Source organism: Mesorhizobium sp. M0571 (genome assembly GCF_040320985.1).
Classification (GTDB): Bacteria; Pseudomonadota; Alphaproteobacteria; order Rhizobiales; family Rhizobiaceae; genus Mesorhizobium.
On sequence record NZ_JAMYQT010000017.1, the window covers coordinates 125,315 to 145,829 of the forward strand.

The following is a 20,515-nucleotide window of genomic DNA, read 5'->3' on the forward strand; positions in this document are numbered from 1 at the left end:
CGGTTGCGATTGGTCCAGCCATACGGGTAGGTTGCCGCGGCAATCAGAGGAGAAAATCATCATGGACCTCGGTATTCGCGGCAAGAAGGCCATAGTCTGCGCCTCGAGCAAGGGTCTGGGACGCGGCTGCGCCATGGCACTGGCGGAGGCAGGCTGCGATCTGGTCGTCAACGGCCGCAACGCCGACGTGCTGGCCAAAACCGCCGCTGAACTGCGCGAGAAATTCGGCGTCAAGGTGACCGAGATTGTCGGCGACGTATCCAAGCCCGACGTCCAGAACGCGCTGCTTGCCGCCTGCCCCGATCCCGACATCCTCGTCAACAACAATGGCGGTCCGCCGTTTCGCGATTTCCGCGCGCTCGACCGCGAAAAGATCCTCGAAGGCGTCACCCAGAACATGGTGACGCCTGTCGAGCTGGTTCAGGCCGTGATCGACGGCATGGCGGCGCGCGGCTTCGGCCGCATCGTCAACATCACCTCGCTGTCGGTCTATGTTCCTATCCCCGGCCTCGACCTGTCGTCCGGCGCCCGCGCCGGCCTCACTTCGTTCCTTGCCGGCGTCGCGCGGACGGTGATCGACCGCAATGTGACGATCAACAACATGCTGCCCGGCAAGCTCGACACCGACCGGCTGCGCGGCCCGCACGAGGCCGGCACGCCCGAAGATCCGGCCGCCGCCGCCGCGCGCAAGGCGCAAGCAGCAGCCAACGTTCCGGCCAAACGGCTCGGCACGCCGGAGGAATTCGGCCAGATCTGCGCCTTCCTATGCTCGGTTCATGCCGGCTACCTGACCGGGCAGAACATACCGGTCGACGGCGGCCTCTACGTCAGCGCTTTCTAGTGGCAGAATCCAAGGGCTTGGCACCCGCTGGGAACGGCGGAAACGACATTGCGGACGTTGGAGCCGTAAGCATAAGGTCCGCAATGCAACACTCGTCCCTCATATCCTTCCTCAACGGCGAGAAACCGCCCGACGAGCTTTGGCGGGAGATTGAAACCGAATTGACCGAATGCGTGACCGCCACGACTACGCTTGGCTGCGTGGGGCATGTCATCATCACTGACGGGCCAGAGACGATAATTAATTGTCGACATGTGGACGTGCTGGTTAGTCGGCTGGCGGACGGCATCCTACCGGTCCAAGCAGCCGCTTACATTGCTGATGCGCTGATCATGAGCGACGACTTCAACTTTGCGGACGATGGCGTCTCGGAGGTTCTGTTCTTCCTGTCAGACGAGAGCGCGCGCCTTTCGCGAGAAGATGTGCAAGCCCTGCGGAGCCGCCTTTCGACGGGAGCGTAGCGTCCGTTTTACACCCTTTGCAGTTCCCTATGCGCCTATTCTAAAGCTCTGAAATTGGCCACACGGCAAGTCACTGGCATCCTATATCTTTATAGGAAGAGCATGGATCATAACTGTGGATACGGAATACGCCTCTGAAGAGATTTGGCGCACGTCGCTTGCGGCAGCGCGTAGCTATCTTCGTCACCTGCAAGCTCCTGAAAACCTGCCAGATACGGCGAAATCAATTTGTCATGCCATCCGCCGTATCGAGCGGATAAGAGCGGCCGGACTTCCTGAATGGCAGGAGCGAGACAAAAATACGCGTTTCCCCTGACCGCTTTCGACCCGTTACGGGCGCCCTCAGGCCAGCCCGAGACACGGCGACATTATGCTCAAAACGGCACTCAGTTCACAAGGACTAGGGTTAGTCCGCATGCTATGTCCTGCCTCGCAATCGAAAATGAGACCGGCGGATGGCGTCTTCTATCTATCGCTTTGTTAAGCAAAAACTGCTGTCACACGGGGTTCGAACCACGGCCGACGGCAGCCTTGCAATTGCCGACAGGAGATTGTTCCTTGACTTCGTTCGTCTAGAACGAGCGGTTAGGCTAGAGGATTTCGCGACAGTCCAGTCTGCCGTGGTGGCGATTGAAAATCGTTGCTTGTCAATGGGAAAACGTCACATCGCCGTGTTTACATATATGTATCTCAGGTTTTCGGATGCGACCCCAAAGCTTACCCACCTGGACATTGATCTTGAGGAAGGAGGTGTCCGCCGAACAGTCGACTACCGGCGTAGGGTGTCGTCGACAGAGCGACTTGTCGGTGAGTGGGCTGCCGCGTGGTACGACCGCTATTCTAAGAGTTTCTTTCGTGTACTTTATGAGAGCAACAGCGCCACAGCGGACTAGCGAAAGAATACCTAATCATCCGCAAACCACCCGAGCAGACATTCGGCGGCGCAGCTCGCCGCAGCACCCGCCTGTCGTCCCGACATCTCAATGGCAGACCAGACGGCCCGACGGCGGCGTGAAGCCATAAGCGTCGCACTTGCGACATATCACCTCTCGAAAAGCCGCGGCTGCATGCTAAGAGACTCGAAACACCAAACGGACTGAACCGAGGAGGCGGCCGTCATGACAGGCGAAAGCAAGAAGGCGGCGCGATCCGACCTCGACGAAGCAGCGCTCTACTTCCACAAGCACCCCCGGCCCGGAAAGCTTGAAATCCAGGCGACGAAGCCGCTCGGCAACCAGCGCGACCTGGCGCTTGCCTATTCGCCGGGCGTCGCGGCGCCCTGTCTTGAAATCCGCGACGATCCGGCAACCGCCGCCGACTATACCGCCCGCGCTAATCTTGTTGGCGTCGTCACCAACGGTTCGGCGGTGCTCGGCCTCGGCAATATCGGTCCGCTCGCCTCCAAGCCGGTGATGGAGGGCAAGGCGGTGCTGTTCAAGAAATTCGCCGGCATCGATGTCTTCGACATTGAGATCGACGCACCGGGCATCGAGCGCATGGTCGAGACGATCTCGGCGCTGGAGCCGACCTTCGGCGGCATCAACCTCGAGGACATCAAGGCGCCCGAATGCTTCGAGGTCGAGGAGCAGTTGAAAGCCCGCATGGGCATACCGGTCTTCCATGACGACCAGCACGGCACCGCCATCATCGTCGCCGCCGCCGTGCTCAACGGGCTGGAATTCGCCGGCAAATCTATCTCGGACATCAAGATCGTCACGTCGGGCGCAGGTGCTGCCGCTCTCGCCTGTCTCAATCTTCTGGTCTCGCTCGGCGCGCGGGTCGAAAACATCTGGGTCACCGACCGGTTCGGCGTCGCCTATAAGGGCCGCGTCGACGAGATGGACCGCTGGAAAGACCCCTATGTGAAGGACACCGAGGCGCGCGCACTGGCCGACGTTCTGCCCGGCGCCGACGTATTTCTCGGCCTCTCGGCCGCCGGCGTGCTGAAGCCGGAATTGCTGCACCACATGGCACCAAAACCGCTGATCCTGGCGCTGGCCAATCCCAATCCCGAGATCATGCCGGAAGCGGCACGGGCGGCGCGACCCGACGCGATGATCTGCACCGGCCGCTCCGATTTCCCCAATCAAGTCAATAACGTACTCTGTTTTCCTTACATCTTCCGTGGCGCGCTGGATTGCGGCGCAAGTGCCATCAACGAAGAGATGAAAATGGCCGCCGTGCGGGCGATTGCAGCGCTTGCCCGCGAAGAGCCGTCCGATGTTGCCGCCCGCGCCTATTCCGGCGAGACACCGATCTTCGGTCCGGAGTTCCTGATCCCCTCGCCTTTTGATCCGCGGCTGATTTTGCGCATTGCCCCTGCCGTTGCCAAGGCAGCCTGCGAGACCGGCGTCGCGACGCGGCCGATCACCGATTTCGCCGCCTATATCGACAAGCTGAACCGCTTCGTTTTCCGCTCCGGCCTGGTCATGAAGCCAGTGTTCTCGATGGCTAAGACGTCGAGCGCCAAGCGCGTCATCTATGCCGACGGCGAGGACGAGCGCGTGCTTCGCGCCGCGCAGGTCGTCCTCGAGGAAGGCATTGCCGAACCGATCCTGATCGGCCGCCCGCACGTCATCGAGGTGCGGCTGAAGCGCTATGGGCTGCGCATCAAGCCGGGCGTCGATTTCGGCCTGATCAACCCGGAAGACGATCCGCGTTACCGTCACTACGTCGACCTCTTGATCGAGCTTGCCGGCCGGCGCGGCGTGACCACGGAAGCGGCGCGCACCATGGTGCGCACCGACAATACGGTTATCGCCGCCCTTGCCCTGAAGCGCGGCGACGCCGATGCCATGGTCTGCGGCCTCGAGGGCCGTTTCGAGCGCCATTTGCGCAACGTCACACTGATCATCGGGCCGCGCGCCGGCATCAAGGATCGCGACCTGTCGACGCTTTCCATGCTGATCTCGCAGCGCGGCATCATTTTCCTCACCGATACCCATGTCTCCGTCGATCCGACCGCCGAGGAGATTGCGGAGATGACCGTTCTGGCGGCCGAGGAGATTCAGCGTTTTGGCATCGAGCCCAAGGCAGCCCTGCTTTCGCATTCGGATTTCGGCTCCCGCGATTCGCCAAGCGCCATGAAGATGCGGCAGGCAGCGGCGATCCTGGCGCGCATCGCGCCCGACCTGCAATGCGACGGCGAGATGCATGCCGACTCGGCACTGTCGGAGCAGCTGCGCCAACGCGTCTATCCGCATTCGCGGCTGAAAGGCGAAGCCAATCTGCTGGTGTTTCCCAATCTTGATTCGGCGAACATCACGCTGACCGCGCTGCGCACGATGATGGACGCGCTGCATGTCGGCCCGATCCTGCTCGGCACCGACAGCCCGGCGCACATATTGACGCCGTCGGTCACCTCGCGCGGCGTCGTCAACATGACGGCACTGGCCGTGGTCGAAGCCGCGCACAAGGCGCAAGCCATCGTCGATCTGGGCTAGCAGCGGGCTTTCTCAGACTGGCTTGAACCGGAAATGCCCTGTCTGCCTGAAGGCAAACAAAGTGTCCTCTTCCCTGGCGCCGCGGCCGATATTGTGAATGACCAGCATCCTTGTCGATACCAAAGTGGAGCGATTGGACGACACGATGGCAATATGTGACAGATTGCCGGGGAGCATCTGGGTGACGAGATCCCCTGGTCGATAGTCGGCGGGGTCTTGGCTGACGGGCAAGGCAGCGCCTCGCCGCCCGAAATAGATCGCAAGGTTGGGCACACGGCGGTGGTCGATGTTGCGATCGGGCGCTTTCAAGCCCCAAGCCTTTGGATAAGCGGCAAAATTGGCCCGCATATCCTCATGGACCAATTCTTGCAGATCGAGATCGAAAGCGCGGCGATAAGCGCGGATCACGACATCCGTGCACACACCTCGCTCGGGCTCAACATCCCCGCCCGGATAGGCCAGGCGTGTATAGGTCGGATCGTAGACGGTGGTGACGCCGATCTGCTCACGGGCGGCTTCGACCAATTTGGTGCCCCAATCCGGCGTGATGGGCTTTTCCTGCGCCGTGGCAACCGGCATCGCCAGGCACAAAAGACCAAATTGCAGTGCGGCTCGACGGGTAATCGCGGCCATGCCAAGCCTCCGGGCATTGCTGAATCCAGGCATTCTTCTGGGCGAATACGCCTTTTTCGTGCAACGCCAGGATGTCGCGGTCGTGGCTCCGTCCCAATATATCGTGCGGCGTGGTCAATATGACAGCACTGGTCGTGGTCGAAGCCGCGCACAAGGCGCAAGCCATCGCCGATTTGGGCTGAAGCCGGAATCGGCGGTATGCTAAACAAACGGTTAACCGCAAGCGCGGTAGCTTTCTGAACGACAGGCAGTCGGAGTTCCGGAGGGATGACGGGCGCAAGTTGGAAGCTGACGCGGGCCGCTGCGCTGCTCGGCGCCGTGGTGCTGTCCGGCATTGCCGTCACTCAGGCGCAGGCCGCTTCGCGCCTCTGCCGCCAGCTTGAAGCCGATCTTGCCGCCGCTTCTCAGGGTGGCGGCGGCAAGCCGGCCCTGCTCCGGAAATATGACGACGCGATCGTGCGGCAGCGTCATCAGATTTCAAAGTCCGTCGGCCAATCCAGCAGCGCCGGCTGCGGCTTTTCGCTATCTCGCCGCAACGCCAACGTATGCGCAGCACTCGACGCTACCATCGATCGCATGGCTGCCAATCTCGACAGTTTGCAGGCCAAGCGCGCCGAGCTTGCCGGCGGTGGTTCGCGACGCGATCGCGTGCGCATATTGGCCTCGCTTGACGCCAATGGCTGCCGCGATGATGCGGCGCCGCCGACGCTCGCACCGGTCCGCGAAGCCAGCGGTGAAAACGGCAACCGAACCCTGCTCGACCAGCTTTTGGGCAGTGATGCAAGTGAACCCGGTGCGCCCGACCAGCTTGAAGAGCCCAATCAGCCGCGCAACATCCGCACCATGCTCAACAACGCCGGCGAGTTGGGCCAGCCCCGAGGCGAATTCCGCACCATGTGCGTGCGCACCTGCGACGGCTATTTCTTTCCGATGTCGAATGCCGCTTCGCTGGGCGATTTCGAGCGCGACCAGAAGAATTGCGAATCGAGCTGCCCCGGCACCGAGATGCAGGTCTTCTACACGCGCGGCATGAGCGGCGATTCGGCGTCCATGACGTCTTCGGTGACCGGCAGGCCCTATGGCGAACTGCCGACGGCCTATCTCTACAAGCAGTCGGACATGCCGCAGCCGCCGGCCTGCGGCTGTAACGCCGGGCAGAATTTCGAGATCATCGCGGGCAACCCGCCAACCGCGGAACAATCCGAGGCGAACGTGGAGACCACTCCGTTTATTCCGCTGCCGGTTGCCAGGCCTGATCCGGGCGCCGACCCGGAGACCTTGGCCAACACGGAAGGCGGCCTCGACCGTGAGGCGATCAGACGCCTTGCCGTCAAACCCGTGCCCTCGCCGACGTCCCTGGTGCCGCCGGAACAACGCAAGGTCAGGGTCGTCGGGCCAACGTTCCTTCCCGACCCAGCAGCGGCAACAGATCTGCAAGCTCCGGACCCGAAGACTGTCCCGTAAGCGCCAGCCTGAGCGGCATAAACAGCGCCTTGCCCTTACGGCCGCTCGCCTCGCGGATCTTGCCGGTCCAATCCTTCCAGACGGTGCCGTTCCAAGGCTCTTCCGGCAGCAGCTCGAACGCCTGGCGAAGAAAGTCGCGGTCGTCGTCGGAAAACTCCGCCGGCTCCTGTGGGCCGTCGCGAAGCGTACGCCACCAGATCGCCGCATCGGCCAGCCTGTCGAGATTGCCGCGCACCGCCAGCCAGAAAGGTTCGGCCTGTTCGCCGGAGATGCCAAGCACGATCAGCCGGTCGCGTGCCTCGGAGAACGGCATATGGTGCAGCAGCGTGCGGTTGAGCACGAAGAGTTCGTCCGGCTCGAACTTGGCGGCGGATTTCGATGTTGCCGCCGGATCGAAGCGCTCGGCAAGTTCGGCCATCGTCGGCACCGCCACGACATTTTCCGAGGTACCGACGAGCACGGCCAGCGAAGCAACCGCCATTGGCTCGATGCCGCTTTCACGCAGGCTCTGGATGGACAGTGCGCCGGTGCGCTTTGAAAGCCCCTCGCCTGATGCCGTTGTCAGAAGATTATGGTGACCGAACACCGGCGGCTCGGCGCCGAGCGCCCGGAACAAGGCTACCTGGACGCCGGTATTGGTGACGTGGTCGTCGCCGCGAATGACATGGCTGACACCCATCTCGATGTCGTCGACCACCGAAGGCAGTGTGTAGAGGTAGGTGCCGTCCTCGCGCCGTAGAACCGGGTCCGAAAGCGAGGCGAGGTCGACGGTTTCCTCGCCGCGCACCAGATCGTTCCAGTGGATTTCGGTGCGCTCCGGCTGCAGCGGATCGCTGGTGAAGTTGGGCAGCAGAAAGCGCCAGTGCGGCCGACGGCCGTCGGCCTCATATTCCGCAACCTGCTCAGGTGTCAGCGTCAGCGCCTCGCGGCCATAGACTGGCGGTAGGCCGCGTGTGCGGCGCACCTTGCGCCTTAGATCGAGTTCTTCCGGCGTCTCATAGCAGGCATAGACGAGGCGCGCCTCCTTCAGCCTCTCCAGTGCGGCATCGTAGATTTCGACCCGCCGCGACTGGTACTCCGTGGCATCCGGAAAGATGCCCAGCCAATGCAGGTCATAAAGGATGGCGTCGGAAAATTCCTGCGTCGAACGGGCAACGTCGGTGTCGTCGAAGCGCTGGATGACGCGGCCCTTGTTCTTGATGGCAAACAGCCAGTTGAACAGAGCGGTGCGCGCATTGCCGATATGGATGCGGCCGGTCGGTGACGGGGCGAAACGGACGGTAACTGTCATGAGCGGGGCGTACCGGATGGTTTTGCTGTTGACAAGACGCGCCCCCGCGCTCGGCGGCAGACATAGAACATGACGAAGGCGATGAAAAGGCTGCAGCGCCGCGCATCCATTAAGACGCGCGGCGCCGCAACCCGTCAGATCACCAGGCCTTTGGTCAGCTCAAGCGCCTGGCGTTCGAACAGCCGGCGGTAGATGCCGCCTTGGAGCCGGATCAGCTGGTCATGCGAACCCTCCTCGACGATGCGGCCGCGATCGAACACCAAAAGCCTGTCCAGCGCCCGCACCGTCGACAGCCGGTGGGCGATGACCAGCGTCGTGCGGCCGACCATCAAGCGCTCCATCGCCTGCTGGATCAGCACCTCCGATTCCGAATCGAGGCTCGATGTCGCCTCGTCCAGGATCAGGATGCGCGCATCGGCGAGGAACGCGCGTGCGATTGCAACGCGCTGACGCTCACCACCTGACAGCTTTACGCCACGCTCGCCGACCAGCGTGCCATAGCCTTTCGGCAAATTGGCGATGAAGTCGTGCGCGCTGGCAAGCCGTGCTGCATGCTCGATCTCGGCCTGCGTGGCGCTCGGCCGGGCATAGGCGATGTTTTCGGCCAGCGACCGGTGGAACAGGATGGGCTCCTGCTGGACGATTGCGATTTGCGCGCGCAGCGACGCCTGCGCCACATTGGCAATGTTCTGGCCGTCGATCAGAATATTTCCCGCAGTCACGTCATAGAGGCGCTGGATCAGCTTGACGAAGGTCGTCTTGCCGGAGCCCGAATGGCCAACCAGCCCAACGCGTTCGCCCGGCGCGATGTCCACCGAGAAATCGCGGTAGAGCGGCAGGCGGTGGCTGCCATAGTGGAACGTGACATTGTCGAAGGTGATACGGCCGTCGGTGATCCGGATCGGTATAGCGCCGGGCTGATCTTCGATGCCGAGCGGTTCGGACTGGAAATCGACCAGTTCCTCCATGTCGTTGATCGACCGCTGCAGATTGCGGATATGCGTGCCGATGTCGCGCAGATAGCCTTGCAGCACGAAGAATGAGGTCAGCACGAAAGCGACGTCGCCGGCACTCGCCTGCCCCCACGACCACAAAAGCAGAGAGAACCCGATGACCGCTGCCCTCAAAAGCAGCAGCATCGTGCCTTGCGTAGTGCCGTTGAGGATGCCGCGCATCCAAGTGCGCCGGGTGCGGGCGCGCCATTTGGCGACAACCTCGGCAAGCCGCGCCTCCTCGCGCTCCTCGGCACCAAAGCCCTTGACCACGGCGTTGCAGCTCACCGCATCGGCCAGCGACCCGCCAAGCCGCGTATCCCACGCATTGGCAAGCCTTGCCGCGGGCGCGACATAGCCAAGCGACAGCATCGTCGTCGCCGCGATGAACAGCACCGAACCTGCGGCGACGACAGCACCCATCAGCGGCCAGAACCAGCCAAGCAGCAAGGTCGAGCCGACGAGCATGACGACGGATGGCAGCAGCGCAATCAGGATCGTGTCGTTGAGCAGGTCGAGCGCCCACATGCCGCGCGTTATCTTGCGCACCGTCGATCCGGCGAAGCTGTTGGCGTGCCAGTCGGTGGAGAAGCGCTGGACGCGGTGGAAGGCGTCGGCAGCGATATCCGCCATCATCTTCAACGTCAGCTCGACGATGGCCATGAAGGCGAGGTTGCGCAGCACGACACCGGTGAGAGCAAGGGCCACCAGCATCGAAAAGGCCGCCATCGCCGCGTTCCACGCAACATCGTCGGCCGCAGCGCTACTGGCGACGGCATCGACCAGCCGGCCGGAATAGAGCGGGGTCAGCACGTCGGCCAAGGTCGACAGCAGGAACGTGCCCATAATGCCGGCAAGCCGCCACGGCTGACGCCGCCAATGGCTAAGCGTAAAACCAAGAACGCTACGAAAGGCGCCTGCGCGCAAATCTATTCGAAAACGAGTCATTATGTCATTCGGGCGCAAACGAGCCCGATCCCGGAAAGGTCGAAAATTGAAAAAACCGCGTTGGGAGCGAGTTAGCGCCCAGGAATGCGGAGGTTCGGCACACTTGGCGCTCGCCCGAATACGGGCGGCGACCGGCATCGACGAACGCCTGTTCTCAGCTCGGCTTCGCCGGAAAGGTAAAAACCTTCTGGTTTGCCGTTTGAGACCTAGGCTTCGCGGCCTCGCATAACGATGTCAAATCCTGGCATTCGGTCCTCCCCAAGGGGATCGCGGAAAGGCGTTTATAGACACGCCTCAACGCCGCGCCAAGTCAGTAGATAGCCGAAAGAGCATCTGGTCCAAGCAGTGAGACGATTTTGCAACAATCGCCGGTTGTGCGCCGTCGTCGATCCGCTTCAGCCCGCCGGGACGCGGTGGAGGCGCATGGTGCGGCCGTCTGTGACCGGCCTGAAGCCTAACCCCGATCCCTGAACCGGTTGGTTATGGGATAGCGGCGGTCGCGGCCAAAGTTCTTCCTGGTGATCTTCACGCCTGGCGCCGCCTGCCGGCGCTTGTATTCGGCGACGTAGAGCAGGTGCTCGACGCGCGCCACCGTCGCCCGGTCATGGCCGCGCGCAACGATCTCGTCGACGCCCATCTCGTTCTCGACCAGACACTCCAATATGTCGTCGAGCACCGGATAGGGTGGCAGCGAATCCTGGTCGGTCTGGTTCTCGCGCAGTTCCGCCGATGGCGCCTTGTCGATGATGTTGTTCGGGATCACCTCGCCGGATGGACCGAGCGCGCCCGGCGGCACATGCGCGTTGCGCCAGCGCGACAACGCATAGACTTGCATCTTGTAGAGGTCCTTTATCGGGTTGAAGCCGCCATTCATGTCGCCATAGAGCGTGGCGTAGCCTACCGACATCTCGCTCTTGTTACCGGTGGTGACGACCATCGAGCCGAACTTGTTGGAAATCGCCATCAGGATGGTGCCGCGGGCCCGGCTCTGCAAGTTCTCCTCGGTAATGCCTTCCTTGGTGCCCTCGAAAAGCTGGGTCAGCGCGTGCAGGAAACCCTCGACCGGCTCGAAGATCGGCACGATGTCGTAGCGGCAGCCGAGCGCGCGGGCGCAGTCTTCGGCATCCTTCAGCGAGTCCTTCGAGGTGTAGCGGTAAGGCATCATCAGCGCGCGCAGCCGTTCCTCGCCGAGCGCATCGACGGCAAGTGCTGCGCAGATCGCCGAATCGATGCCGCCGGAGAGGCCGAGCACCACATTCTTGAAGCCGTTCTTGTTGACGTAGTCGCGCAGGCCCAACATGCAGGCGCGATAGTCGGCCTCCTCCTTTTCCGGGATTTTCGACATCGGTCCATCAGAGCAGACCCAGACGTCGGAATTATTTCCATTTTGCGCGCCTGCGGCGACGCGGGTTCGCTTCCAGGTGGTGACGTTGACCGTCTCCTCGAACTGGCTCATCTGGAAGGCCAGCGTTTTGTCAGAACCTATGGCAAACGACGCACCGTCGAAGATCAGCTCGTCCTGGCCGCCAAGCTGGTTGGCATAGATGATCGGCAGGCCGCATTCGATGACCTGGCGGATGACGATCTGGTGGCGGACATCGACCTTGCCGCGATAATAGGGCGAGCCGTTCGGCACCAGCAGGATTTCCGCGCCGCTTTCGGCCAGCGTCTCGCAGACGGCGACATCGCCCCAGATGTCTTCGCAGATCGGGATGCCCAGCCGCACGCCGCGGAAATTGACCGGTCCCTGGATCTCGGGGCCCGCCTGGAAGACGCGCTTCTCGTCGAATTCGCCGTAATTCGGCAGGTCGAGCTTGTAGCGCTCGGCAAGGATTTTGCCGCCATCGGCAAAGATGATCGAATTATGCGTGCCGCTCTTGCGCTTCAGCGGCGTGCCGATGATGACGCCTGGGCCGCCGTCGGCGGTATCGCCGGCGAAATCCTCCGCCGCCCGCTCGCAGGCCTTCAGGAAAGCCGGCTTCAGCACCAGATCCTCGGGCGGATAGCCGGCAAGGAAAAGCTCGGTGAACAGCACGAGGTCGGCGCCCTGGCGGGCGGCATCCGCCCTCCCCTCGCGCGCCTTGGCGAGATTGCCGGCGACGTCGCCGACGGTCGGATTGAGCTGGGCGACGGCGATGCGCAATATGTCTGGAGCGGTCTTGTCGGTCATGCCTGTGGGTTTAGCGCGGCAAAATACGTCGGGCAATGGCGTTCGTTTAGACCAAACGATCGGTCCTATTCGCCCATATATTCGCGCAGGGCTTCCGGCGAATGGTTCTCGCCGATCGACATTGCCAGAATGCGCGAAATGTGCCGGCGCGGCAGCCCGGTTTCCGCCACCCAGGTGTTGATCTGGGCCTGGATCTTGCCCAGATCCTTCTTCGATGTCGGGCGCTGCGCGATGTCGAGTCCGGCGTCGCGCAGCGATGCCGCCATGTCGGCCGAGACGATGAAGGCGTCCCACTCCAGCCAGCGCAGAAAATACTGGCCGGTATTGCCGCCGAGCCGGCTTCCATGCTTGCCGAGATAAGCCATCAACCCGATCTGGTCATCCGCCGGCCAATTGGCGAGGAACTTGCCGAAGCCGCCATGCTCCTTCGACACGCGCTCGACGAAGGCTGCGTTGTCGCGTACGGATTTGATCTTCTGCGGATTGCGCACGATGCGCTTGTCGGCGGTGAGATCGTGCCAGAAATCGTCAGGCTGGAACAACAGCCGCTTCGGCTCGAAGCCGAGAAATGCCTCTTCGAAGCCCGGCCATTTCTGCTCGATGACACGCCAGACGAAGCCGGCGGCAAAGACCCGCTCAGCCATAGTCGACAGGATGCGATCGTCCGCAATCTTCGCCACGGCAGCGTTGTCCGGCATAGACCCCAGCAGCGACGCCAACGCCGCCTCACCGCCTTTGCGTTTCGCCGCACGGGCGCGAATCTTCGCGAAATCAGGCATTTGGTGCATCCTCACACCGCTTTTGAGGCCCCGCATCTTCCTATATGGAAACGAGGCTGCCAAGCCGATGCGTTTTCGTAGGGAGATATCCATGAACAAGACATTGCCCGAACTGGCCCATCGCTGGCTGAGGCAAACGCCGGAGAACTTGAGCGAGCTCGAAAGACGGGTGCTGCAGAGCGCAGTCGACCGCAGGCCCCTGTCGGAGAACATCAACGACAGTTTTGCCGGCATTCAGGGCGCGGGCGACCGTATCGCCGATACTATCGCGCGCGTCGGCGGCTCGTGGACGTTCATCCTGTCCTTCATCGCTTTCCTCGTTGTCTGGATCGGTGCCAATTGGTGGCTGCTGGGACGCGATTCGTTCGACCCCTACCCGTTCATCTTCCTCAATCTCGTCCTGTCGATGATCGCCGCCCTGCAAGCACCGGTAATCATGATGTCGCAGAACCGACAGGCCGCGCGCGACCGCATCGACGCCGCGCATGACTACGAGGTCAATCTCAAGGCCGAGATCGAGATCATGGCGCTGCACGAGAAGCTGGACGAGTTGCGCCACAGCCAAATCGTCGGCATGCAAAACGAGATCGAGCAGATGGCCACACAATTGAGGCGGCTCGACGAATGGCTCACCTCCCAAGCCTCGCACTCATGACGGAAGCCATCCATCGTCTCATTGAGCAATATGGGCTGGTCGCGGTTTTTCTGGGCTGCGTCGCCGAGGGCGAAAGCGCCGCCATTCTCGGCGGTTTTTTCGCGCATCAGCACGTCTTCGTGCCGTGGCAGGCCTTCCTCGCGGCAGCCATTGGCGCCTTCGTCGGAGACACGTTCTTTTTCATCCTCGGACGAAGCTTCGCCGACCATCAGTTCGTGATCAGGCTTAGAGGCCGGCCGGGCTTCAGCCACGCCTATCGCCTCGTCACCACCCATCCCAATATTTTCGTGCTGTCGAACCGCTACATCTATGGCCTGCGCCTGGTCGGTGGCATCGCGGCCGGGCTGTCGGGCATCGCGGCGGCGCGCTTCGTCATCCTCAACGCCATCTCGTCGGTGGTCTGGGCGGCGCTGTTCTGCGCTGTCGGCTATGTGTTCGGGCTGGGCGCGGAGCGCATCGTCGGCCAGGCGCTGGCCCGTCACGAGCGGCTGCTGATCGCTCTGGCCATCGGCATCGTCGTGGTCGTCCTCGCCTGGTTCGCCGCCCACTCCGTCGCCAAGAAGGAGCGCGCCAAGGGAAACTGATCGTCAGTCGATGCCGAGCGCGCGGTCGCCCTTCTCGAGGATCAGCGGAATGATCAGGTCTTCCTCGTCGGCGAGATGACGGGTCAGCATGGCGATCAGCCGGCTGTTCTCGTCGGCATAGGCGTCGGCGGCGAAGCGCTGCTTGTCCTCGCTCTCCTGAAGCGTGCGGATGAAGGCATTGGCCGCCTCGGCATTGCGCTCCAGCCCTTCGTGGATGGTGTGGTGGTCGGCATCGAGAATTTCGAAACCGTGCTTCAGACGGGTCTCGGCCCTGGCGAAGACCGGAAAGTAGTGATGATCCTCGACGTTGTGGTGGCCATCGAGATTGCCGAGGAAATGGTTGACGCGCGGCGCGAACCAGCGCGCGAATTCCAGCGCATTCTGCCTGCCCTCCCGGTAATCGCCAATGCCGCTGGCGAGCATGCCGCCAAGGTCGCGAAACATGTCGTGCCGCTGCAGCCACATATTGGCCACGCCGTGGATGTTGGCATGCGCTTGCCAGATCTCTCGCGGAAATTTTTCGACCAGCCAGCGCAGATCGTCCGGCAGGCCCTCACGTTCAAGCAGCAGAAATCCGTCTGTATCGGCCATGTCGGTCTCCTCAATTGACCGGCATGTAGTGTCTGAAACGTCAGATCGGTACCCCGAGGATCCGCTCAATGACGGCGACGCCCCAGACGCCTGCAGCGATTACCACCGAAATAAGCACCGCCAGCGAACCGCAATCCTTGGCCAGCTGGATATCGATATTGAATTCCCGGCTGAACGCGTCGCATGCCGCCTCTATGCCGGTATTCAGCACTTCGATCATGATCATGAGCAGCACGGCGCCGATCAGCAGCGCATAGCCGCGCCACGATTCCGAAAGGAACCAGCCGAGCGGCAGCGCAAGCACGAGCAGCACCAACTCCAGCTGGAAGGCCTCCTCGCTGGCGGCCAGTTTGCGAAACGCCCGCACCGAGTTGTAAAAAGCGTCGATCAGCCGCTGCATGCCAAAACCCTTCGGAATCACCGGCAGGGGATAGCGCAATGGCTGGATCAAGGGAATAAGGCGGCCTCTTCAAAAATCAGGCGTCTGCAACCTTGATCGACGGCGTCGACTTCTCGAACTGCGGCAGCCCGTCGTCGATCGCGTAATAGTCGCCCTTGTCGCCGACGAAGATATGGCATTCCCCCTGAAGCCCGGTTGGCGCGTCGAACAGTCCGGCCAGGACCGAAACATAGCCATCGTCCGTCGGCTTCCAGAACAGCAGCGATCCGCAGTTCTTGCAGAAACCCCGTCTGGCAAACGAAGATGCCTCGTACCAGGTGATGCTGTCCGCGCCCGTGATTGTGATGTTGGGGTCGGCAACATTGGTCGCGGCATAAAAATGCCCGCTCTGCTTCCGGCACTGCGAGCAATGGCAGTAGATAACACCGCGCAGCGGTCCTCGCGTCTGGAACCGCACGGCCCCGCACAGGCATGATCCAGTGTGATGGTCATCCATCTCGGCCTCCCACACGCAACCGCTATCTTTTTAGCAGGATTCCAGTTTTGCGACCGTCGCGCGCGAGCAAATACGACGCCGGCCGGACGGTTTCGGGATTCTTGCTCCCCCACATGGCGCAGCCGGCTCGAAACGCTGACCACCTGGTCAATAAAAAAGCGCCGGTTTTCGGCCGGCGCTTTTAGTGAATCAAAGTTCAGGTCGCATCAGCCGTTGACGGCTTGCTTGTGCTGGACCGGATGGCTCTTCTTGAGCAGATCGGACACCAGGAACGCCAGCTCGATCGCCTGGTCGGCATTGAGGCGCGGGTCGCAATGGGTGTGGTAGCGATCCTGCAGTTCTTCGGCGGTGATGGCGCGGGCGCCACCGGTACATTCGGTGACGTTCTTGCCGGTCATCTCGATATGGATGCCACCGGGATGCGTTCCTTCGGCGCGATGCACCTCGAAGAAGGTCTGCACCTCCTTCAGGATGCGGTCGAACGGCCGTGTCTTGTAGCCGGCGGCCTCGATGGTGTTGCCATGCATTGGGTCGGACGACCACACCACACTGCGGCCTTCCTTCTGCACCGCGCGCACCAGCTTGGGCAGATGGTCGGCAACTTTGTCGGAGCCGAAGCGGGCGATCAGCGTCAGCCGGCCTGGCTCGTTTTCCGGATTGAGCAGGTCGATGAGCTGCAACAGGCCGTCCGGCGTCAGCGACGGGCCACATTTCAGACCGAGCGGGTTCTTGATGCCACGGCAGTATTCGACATGCGCATGGTCGGGCTGGCGCGTGCGATCGCCGATCCAGATCATGTGGCCGGAGGTGGCGTACCAGTCGCCCGAAGTCGAATCGACGCGGGTCAGCGCCTCCTCATAGCCGAGCAGCAGCGCCTCATGGCTGGTGTAGAAATCGGTCTCGCGTAGCGCGTAATTGGTCTCCGAGGTGATGCCGACGGCCTTCATGAAGTCCATCGTCTCGGTGATGCGGTTGGCGAGCGACTCGTATTTCTCGCCTTGCGGGCTGTCGGAGACGAAGCCGAGCATCCATTGATGCACGTTCTCCAGGCTGGCGTAGCCGCCCTGGGCGAAGGCACGCAAAAGGTTGAGCGTCGCCGCCGACTGACGGTACGCCATCTCCTGTCTTGCAGGATCGGGAATGCGCGACTTGGCATCGAACTCAATGCCGTTGATGATGTCGCCGCGATAGCTGGGCAGCGTCACGCCGCCCTTGGTCTCATTGTCGGAGGAGCGCGGCTTGGCGAACTGGCCGGCAACACGGCCGACCTTCACCACCGGCTGCGCGCCGGCGAAGGTCAGCACCACCGACATCTGCAAGAAGACGCGGAAGAAGTCGCGGATATTGTCCGCGCCATGCTCGGCGAAGCTCTCGGCGCAATCGCCGCCCTGCAGAAGGAATGCGTCACCGGCAGCGACGGCTGCAAGCTGCTTCTTCAGCTTGCGTGCCTCACCTGCAAAAACCAACGGCGGAAACGTGGCGAGCTGGGCTTCCGTGTTCCTCAGCGCGGCAAGGTCTGGATAGGCGGGAACCTGCTGGATCGGCTTAGCTCTCCACGAAGTCGGCGACCATTTCGTCATCGAAGCACCCAACGCTCTTTCACGCGGACGCCATCGCCCGCCAATCCGCCCCATATGGGGTCGCGGCTCCATACACGAAGCCGATTTCCTATTCTAGACCGGAATCTCAGCGCTGGCGAATGGTGGCCGGCGGCTCACTATTCCTTCGCCGACAGTGCGAGATAGAAGAAGCCCAGCCCCAGCAGCAGACATGATGAGCTGTAGAACAAGGTATCGTACCTGGCGAAACGCGTGGTTCTGACCCGCTTGAACAGCCCGAAATATCTGGACCAGCTCAACGCCCGCGCAGTGAAGATGGCCGCCCACAAGATGATGCCTGCCTTCAGCAACTGTTGCGACAGCGACAAGCGGACCAGTCCGACGAGCCCAAGAACCAGCAGAAGCACCAGCGCCAGTATCAACCCAACCGCTATCGCGCCAAAGGCCGTTTCCTTAATAGCCGGAGTGCCGTCTTCGTGTTGCGGGAGCGCAACGCCGGCGCCGATGTGACCGCCGAAACCCCAGTAAATATGAAAGCCGGCGCCGAGCAGCAGAATAGCCGAGCAGAGAGCGACAATTGCTATCGTCATGCCTGTCGGGCTGCCTCGTTCAGGCGCTTGAGTTGCCGACCAAGCCCGCCCGTCAGGTCAAGTGCAAGCATGCGCAGCAGCGCAACGGCGCTCCACAACGGCCGGTCCGCGAAAGGCTTATTGCTGTTGTGCTCAAGCAAAGGATGGGTGAGCAAGGCAGCGAGATAGAAGAAGGGAATGATGATCAGGAAGACCCACCAGACGAGAAGAAAAGATGCCACAACCCCGGCGATCGGCGCGAAAAACAGGCCGAGGTAATGGATAAACCGGGTTGAAGGTTTTGAATGGCCAGAGAGATAGCCGAGCCAGTATTCATCGAAGGTTTGCGAGCTCATGGATTCCCCCCTTCAGCGATGCGTTTCAAGACCATCTGGAACCCTTAGGCAAAAATACTTAAATAGCTCCAATCGCCGCACATCTCGGGAGAGTTCCCAATTTTTGCGCGTCGGTTACTGTTTCCTTTCAACATAGAACTATTAGCGGCAGCCTTCGCCGCAAAGCGCAAGCCAAGTGCTACGCAGCCTTCTCCACCAGCCGTGCCAGCTGCGTCATGACAACCGCTGACCCCGCCAGCCGCTTTTCCGGCGTTGGCCAGTCGCGGCTGAAGAGGACGCTCTGGTCCGGCCGGATCTTGGCTAGCGAACCCTGTTCGCCGATGAGCTTGACCAGCCCGACCGGATTGGGGAATTCCCGCTTGCGGAAATGGATGACGACGCCTTTCGGCCCAGCATCGAGTTTTTCGACATTGGCCTTGCGGCAAAGCGCCTTGATGAAGACGATCTTCAATAAGTGTTTTACCTCTTCCGGCAGCGTCCCGAACCGGTCGATCAACTCGGCGCCGAAAGCGTCAATCTCCTCGGTGTTTTCCAGATCGCCGAGGCGGCGATAGAGCGCCAGCCTGAGCTGCAGGTCCGGGACATAGCTTTCCGGGATCATCACCGCCGTGCCGACGGCGATCTGCGGCGACCAGCCGCCGTCCTGCACCTCGCCGGAATCCTTCACTTCGGCCACCGCCTCCTCCAGCATCTGCTGGTAGAGTTCGAAGCCGACCTCCTTGATGTGGCCCGACTGCTCTTCGCCAAGCAGATTGCCGGCGCCGCGGATATCGAGGTCGTGGCTGGCCAGCTGGAAACCGGCGCCGAGCGTATCGAGCGATTGCAGCACCTTCAGCCGACGCTCGGCTGTATCGGTTAGCTTGCGGTTGGCAGGCAGCGTGAACAGCGCATAGGCGCGCACCTTCGAACGGCCGACGCGGCCACGCAACTGATAGAGCTGCGACAGGCCGAACATGTCGGCGCGATGCACAATCAGCGTGTTGGCAGTCGGTATATCGAGGCCGGATTCGACGATGGTGGTCGACAACAGCACATCATATTGGCCGTCATAGAAAGCGTTCATGATGTCGTCGAGTTCACCGGGCGGCATCTGGCCATGGGCCACCGCCAATTTCAGTTCGGGCACCGATTCGCGCAGGAAATCATGGATTTCCGCGAGATCGCTGATGCGCGGCACGACATAGAAGGAATGGCCGCCACGGTAGCGCTCGCGCAGCAACGTCTCGCGGATGACCAGCGGATCGAAGGGCGAGATGAAGGTGCGCACCGCCATACGGTCGACCGGCGGCGTGGCGATCAGCGACAGCTCGCGCACGCCGGTCAAGGCAAGCTGCAGCGTTCGCGGGATCGGCGTTGCCGACAAAGTCAGAACGTGGACGTCGGTCTTCAGATCCTTCAGCCGCTCCTTGTGCTTGACGCCGAAGTGCTGCTCCTCGTCGATGATCAGCAGGCCAAGATTCTTGAACGAGATCGAGGAGCCGAGCAGTGCATGCGTGCCGACGACGATGTCGACCTGGCCTTCGGCGATGCCCTTCTTGGTCTCCGCCAGTTCCTTGGCGCCGACCAGCCGCGAGGCCTGGGCGACGCGGATCGGCAGGCCGGAGAAGCGCTGCGAGAAGGTCTTGAAATGCTGGCGCGATAGCAATGTCGTCGGCACCACTATGGCCACCTGAAAGCCTTCCATCGCCCCAATGAAGGCGGCGCGAAGTGCAACTTCGGTCTTGCCGAAGCCGACATCGCCGCAGATCAGCCGGTCCATCGGCTTTCCGGCGCCCAGATCATCCATCACCGAGTCGATCGCCATCTGCTGGTCGTCGGTCTCCTCATAGGGAAAACGCGCCGCAAACTCGCCATAGAGGCCTTCCGCCGGCACCAGCGCCGGTGCGGCCCGCATCTGCCGCTCGGCGGCGATGCGGATCAGCTGCCCGGCCATGTCGAGCAGGCGCTTCTTCAGCCGCGCCTTGCGCGATTGCCAGGCGCCGCCGCCAAGCTTGTCGAGCGTCGCTTCGGCCGAATCCGAGCCATAGCGCGACAGCAGCTCGATGTTTTCCACCGGCAGGAACAGCCGGTCGTCGCCGGCATAGTGGATTTCGAGGCAATCATGCGGCGCACCGACCGCCTCGATGGTGCGCAGCCCGATGAAGCGGCCAATGCCGTGATCGGCATGGACGACGATGTCGCCGGCCGACAACGCCGAAGCCTCGGCGATGAAGTCGGAAGCGCGCTTTTTGCGCTTCGAGCGACGGATCAGCCGGTCGCCGAGAATGTACTGCTCCGCGACGA

General features: G+C 62.0%; 19 protein-coding genes. 7 read left to right on the forward strand and 12 right to left on the reverse strand.

Features of this window, described 5'->3' with window-relative positions:
* Nucleotides 1-61: 61 nt before the first annotated feature.
* From NKI85_RS20995 to NKI85_RS21010, 4 genes are all read left to right on the forward strand, one after another.
* Nucleotides 62-841: an SDR family oxidoreductase gene (locus tag NKI85_RS20995; protein ID WP_352777740.1), complete on the forward strand. Its 780-nt coding sequence runs from the start codon at nt 62-64 to the stop codon at nt 839-841.
* Nucleotides 842-924: 83 nt separating this feature from the next.
* Nucleotides 925-1,302 carry a hypothetical protein gene (locus NKI85_RS21000; RefSeq protein ID WP_352777743.1) on the forward strand — a complete coding sequence of 126 codons (378 nt, stop codon included), beginning with the start codon at nt 925-927 and terminating at the stop codon, nt 1,300-1,302.
* 115 nt (nt 1,303-1,417) lie between these two features.
* A complete protein-coding gene (locus NKI85_RS21005) occupies nt 1,418-1,618 on the forward strand; it encodes a hypothetical protein (RefSeq protein WP_352777745.1) in 201 nt (66 codons plus the stop codon).
* Between the two features lie 802 nt (nt 1,619-2,420).
* Nucleotides 2,421-4,745: an NADP-dependent malic enzyme gene (locus NKI85_RS21010; RefSeq protein WP_352777747.1), complete on the forward strand. Its 2,325-nt coding sequence runs from the start codon at nt 2,421-2,423 to the stop codon at nt 4,743-4,745.
* A gap of 12 nt (nt 4,746-4,757) precedes the next feature.
* Here NKI85_RS21010 and NKI85_RS21015 read toward each other — a convergent pair whose 3' ends face one another.
* Nucleotides 4,758-5,270: a DUF1287 domain-containing protein gene (locus NKI85_RS21015; RefSeq protein WP_352531052.1), complete on the reverse strand. Its 513-nt coding sequence runs from the start codon at nt 5,268-5,270 to the stop codon at nt 4,758-4,760.
* A 375-nt stretch (nt 5,271-5,645) separates the two neighbouring features.
* Here NKI85_RS21015 and NKI85_RS21020 point away from each other — a divergent pair, with 375 nt between their 5' ends.
* On the forward strand, nt 5,646-6,842 hold the full coding sequence (locus NKI85_RS21020; protein WP_352777750.1) for a DUF2865 domain-containing protein: 1,197 nt from the start codon (nt 5,646-5,648) through the stop codon (nt 6,840-6,842).
* Here NKI85_RS21020 and NKI85_RS21025 read toward each other — a convergent pair.
* From NKI85_RS21025 to NKI85_RS21040, 4 genes are all read right to left on the reverse strand, one after another.
* Entirely contained in the window at nt 6,760-8,133 is a 1,374-nt protein-coding gene (locus NKI85_RS21025; protein ID WP_352531046.1) for a glutamate--tRNA ligase, read from the reverse strand. The genes NKI85_RS21020 and NKI85_RS21025 overlap by 83 nt on opposite strands.
* Before the next feature lie 134 nt (nt 8,134-8,267).
* Nucleotides 8,268-10,073 carry an ABC transporter ATP-binding protein gene (locus NKI85_RS21030; protein ID WP_352777753.1) on the reverse strand — a complete coding sequence of 602 codons (1,806 nt, stop codon included), beginning with the start codon at nt 10,071-10,073 and terminating at the stop codon, nt 8,268-8,270.
* Between the two features lie 454 nt (nt 10,074-10,527).
* The gene (locus NKI85_RS21035) at nt 10,528-12,243 is read right to left on the reverse strand and encodes an NAD+ synthase (RefSeq protein WP_352777756.1); all 1,716 of its coding nucleotides are present in this window, start codon (nt 12,241-12,243) and stop codon (nt 10,528-10,530) included.
* Between the two features lie 65 nt (nt 12,244-12,308).
* Nucleotides 12,309-13,022 carry a DNA-3-methyladenine glycosylase I gene (locus tag NKI85_RS21040; RefSeq protein ID WP_352777759.1) on the reverse strand — a complete coding sequence of 238 codons (714 nt, stop codon included), beginning with the start codon at nt 13,020-13,022 and terminating at the stop codon, nt 12,309-12,311.
* 91 nt (nt 13,023-13,113) lie between these two features.
* Between NKI85_RS21040 and NKI85_RS21045 the strand changes: the two genes are divergently transcribed.
* Both NKI85_RS21045 and NKI85_RS21050 read left to right on the forward strand, forming a co-directional pair.
* Nucleotides 13,114-13,677: a DUF1003 domain-containing protein gene (locus tag NKI85_RS21045; RefSeq protein ID WP_352777762.1), complete on the forward strand. Its 564-nt coding sequence runs from the start codon at nt 13,114-13,116 to the stop codon at nt 13,675-13,677.
* Complete coding sequence (locus tag NKI85_RS21050; protein ID WP_352777785.1) at nt 13,674-14,261, forward strand: DedA family protein; 588 nt, start codon at nt 13,674-13,676, stop codon at nt 14,259-14,261. Before NKI85_RS21045 ends, NKI85_RS21050 begins: the two co-directional genes overlap by 4 nt.
* Nucleotides 14,262-14,264: 3 nt before the next feature.
* Here NKI85_RS21050 and NKI85_RS21055 read toward each other — a convergent pair whose 3' ends face one another.
* The 7 genes from NKI85_RS21055 to mfd all read right to left on the reverse strand — a co-directional run.
* Nucleotides 14,265-14,852: a hemerythrin domain-containing protein gene (locus tag NKI85_RS21055; protein WP_352777765.1), complete on the reverse strand. Its 588-nt coding sequence runs from the start codon at nt 14,850-14,852 to the stop codon at nt 14,265-14,267.
* Between the two features lie 40 nt (nt 14,853-14,892).
* The gene (locus tag NKI85_RS21060; protein WP_352720999.1) at nt 14,893-15,252 is read right to left on the reverse strand and encodes a diacylglycerol kinase; all 360 of its coding nucleotides are present in this window, start codon (nt 15,250-15,252) and stop codon (nt 14,893-14,895) included.
* 76 nt (nt 15,253-15,328) lie between these two features.
* Nucleotides 15,329-15,748, reverse strand: a complete 420-nt coding sequence (locus NKI85_RS21065) for a GFA family protein (RefSeq protein WP_352777768.1) — start codon at nt 15,746-15,748, stop codon at nt 15,329-15,331.
* Between the two features lie 206 nt (nt 15,749-15,954).
* Entirely contained in the window at nt 15,955-17,328 is a 1,374-nt protein-coding gene (locus tag NKI85_RS21070; RefSeq protein ID WP_352531032.1) for a class II 3-deoxy-7-phosphoheptulonate synthase, read from the reverse strand.
* A gap of 137 nt (nt 17,329-17,465) precedes the next feature.
* Nucleotides 17,466-17,897 (reverse strand): DUF3995 domain-containing protein, encoded by a 432-nt coding sequence (locus tag NKI85_RS21075; protein WP_352777772.1) that lies wholly within the window; start codon nt 17,895-17,897, stop codon nt 17,466-17,468.
* On the reverse strand, nt 17,894-18,232 hold the full coding sequence (locus tag NKI85_RS21080) for an Mpo1-like protein (protein ID WP_352777775.1): 339 nt from the start codon (nt 18,230-18,232) through the stop codon (nt 17,894-17,896). Before NKI85_RS21080 ends, NKI85_RS21075 begins: the two co-directional genes overlap by 4 nt.
* 178 nt (nt 18,233-18,410) lie before the next feature.
* Nucleotides 18,411-20,515: transcription-repair coupling factor (gene mfd, locus NKI85_RS21085; RefSeq protein WP_352777778.1), on the reverse strand; the 2,105-nt coding region annotated here is incomplete at its 5' end.

Coding starts and splice junctions, on each gene's coding strand:
- NKI85_RS20995 (WP_352777740.1), top strand. CDS start 62: ATGGACCTCGGTATTCGCGGCAAGAAGGCCATAGTCTGCGCCTCGAGC.
- NKI85_RS21000 (WP_352777743.1), top strand. CDS start 925: ATGCAACACTCGTCCCTCATATCCTTCCTCAACGGCGAGAAACCGCCC.
- NKI85_RS21010 (WP_352777747.1), top strand. CDS start 2,421: ATGACAGGCGAAAGCAAGAAGGCGGCGCGATCCGACCTCGACGAAGCA.
- NKI85_RS21020 (WP_352777750.1), top strand. CDS start 5,646: ATGACGGGCGCAAGTTGGAAGCTGACGCGGGCCGCTGCGCTGCTCGGC.
- NKI85_RS21025 (WP_352531046.1), bottom strand. CDS start 8,133: ATGACAGTTACCGTCCGTTTCGCCCCGTCACCGACCGGCCGCATCCAT.
- NKI85_RS21030 (WP_352777753.1), bottom strand. CDS start 10,073: ATGACTCGTTTTCGAATAGATTTGCGCGCAGGCGCCTTTCGTAGCGTT.
- NKI85_RS21035 (WP_352777756.1), bottom strand. CDS start 12,243: ATGACCGACAAGACCGCTCCAGACATATTGCGCATCGCCGTCGCCCAG.
- NKI85_RS21040 (WP_352777759.1), bottom strand. CDS start 13,022: ATGCCTGATTTCGCGAAGATTCGCGCCCGTGCGGCGAAACGCAAAGGC.
- NKI85_RS21045 (WP_352777762.1), top strand. CDS start 13,114: ATGAACAAGACATTGCCCGAACTGGCCCATCGCTGGCTGAGGCAAACG.
- NKI85_RS21050 (WP_352777785.1), top strand. CDS start 13,674: ATGACGGAAGCCATCCATCGTCTCATTGAGCAATATGGGCTGGTCGCG.
- NKI85_RS21055 (WP_352777765.1), bottom strand. CDS start 14,852: ATGGCCGATACAGACGGATTTCTGCTGCTTGAACGTGAGGGCCTGCCG.
- NKI85_RS21060 (WP_352720999.1), bottom strand. CDS start 15,252: ATGCAGCGGCTGATCGACGCTTTTTACAACTCGGTGCGGGCGTTTCGC.
- NKI85_RS21065 (WP_352777768.1), bottom strand. CDS start 15,748: ATGGATGACCATCACACTGGATCATGCCTGTGCGGGGCCGTGCGGTTC.
- NKI85_RS21070 (WP_352531032.1), bottom strand. CDS start 17,328: ATGACGAAATGGTCGCCGACTTCGTGGAGAGCTAAGCCGATCCAGCAG.
- NKI85_RS21075 (WP_352777772.1), bottom strand. CDS start 17,897: ATGACGATAGCAATTGTCGCTCTCTGCTCGGCTATTCTGCTGCTCGGC.
- NKI85_RS21080 (WP_352777775.1), bottom strand. CDS start 18,232: ATGAGCTCGCAAACCTTCGATGAATACTGGCTCGGCTATCTCTCTGGC.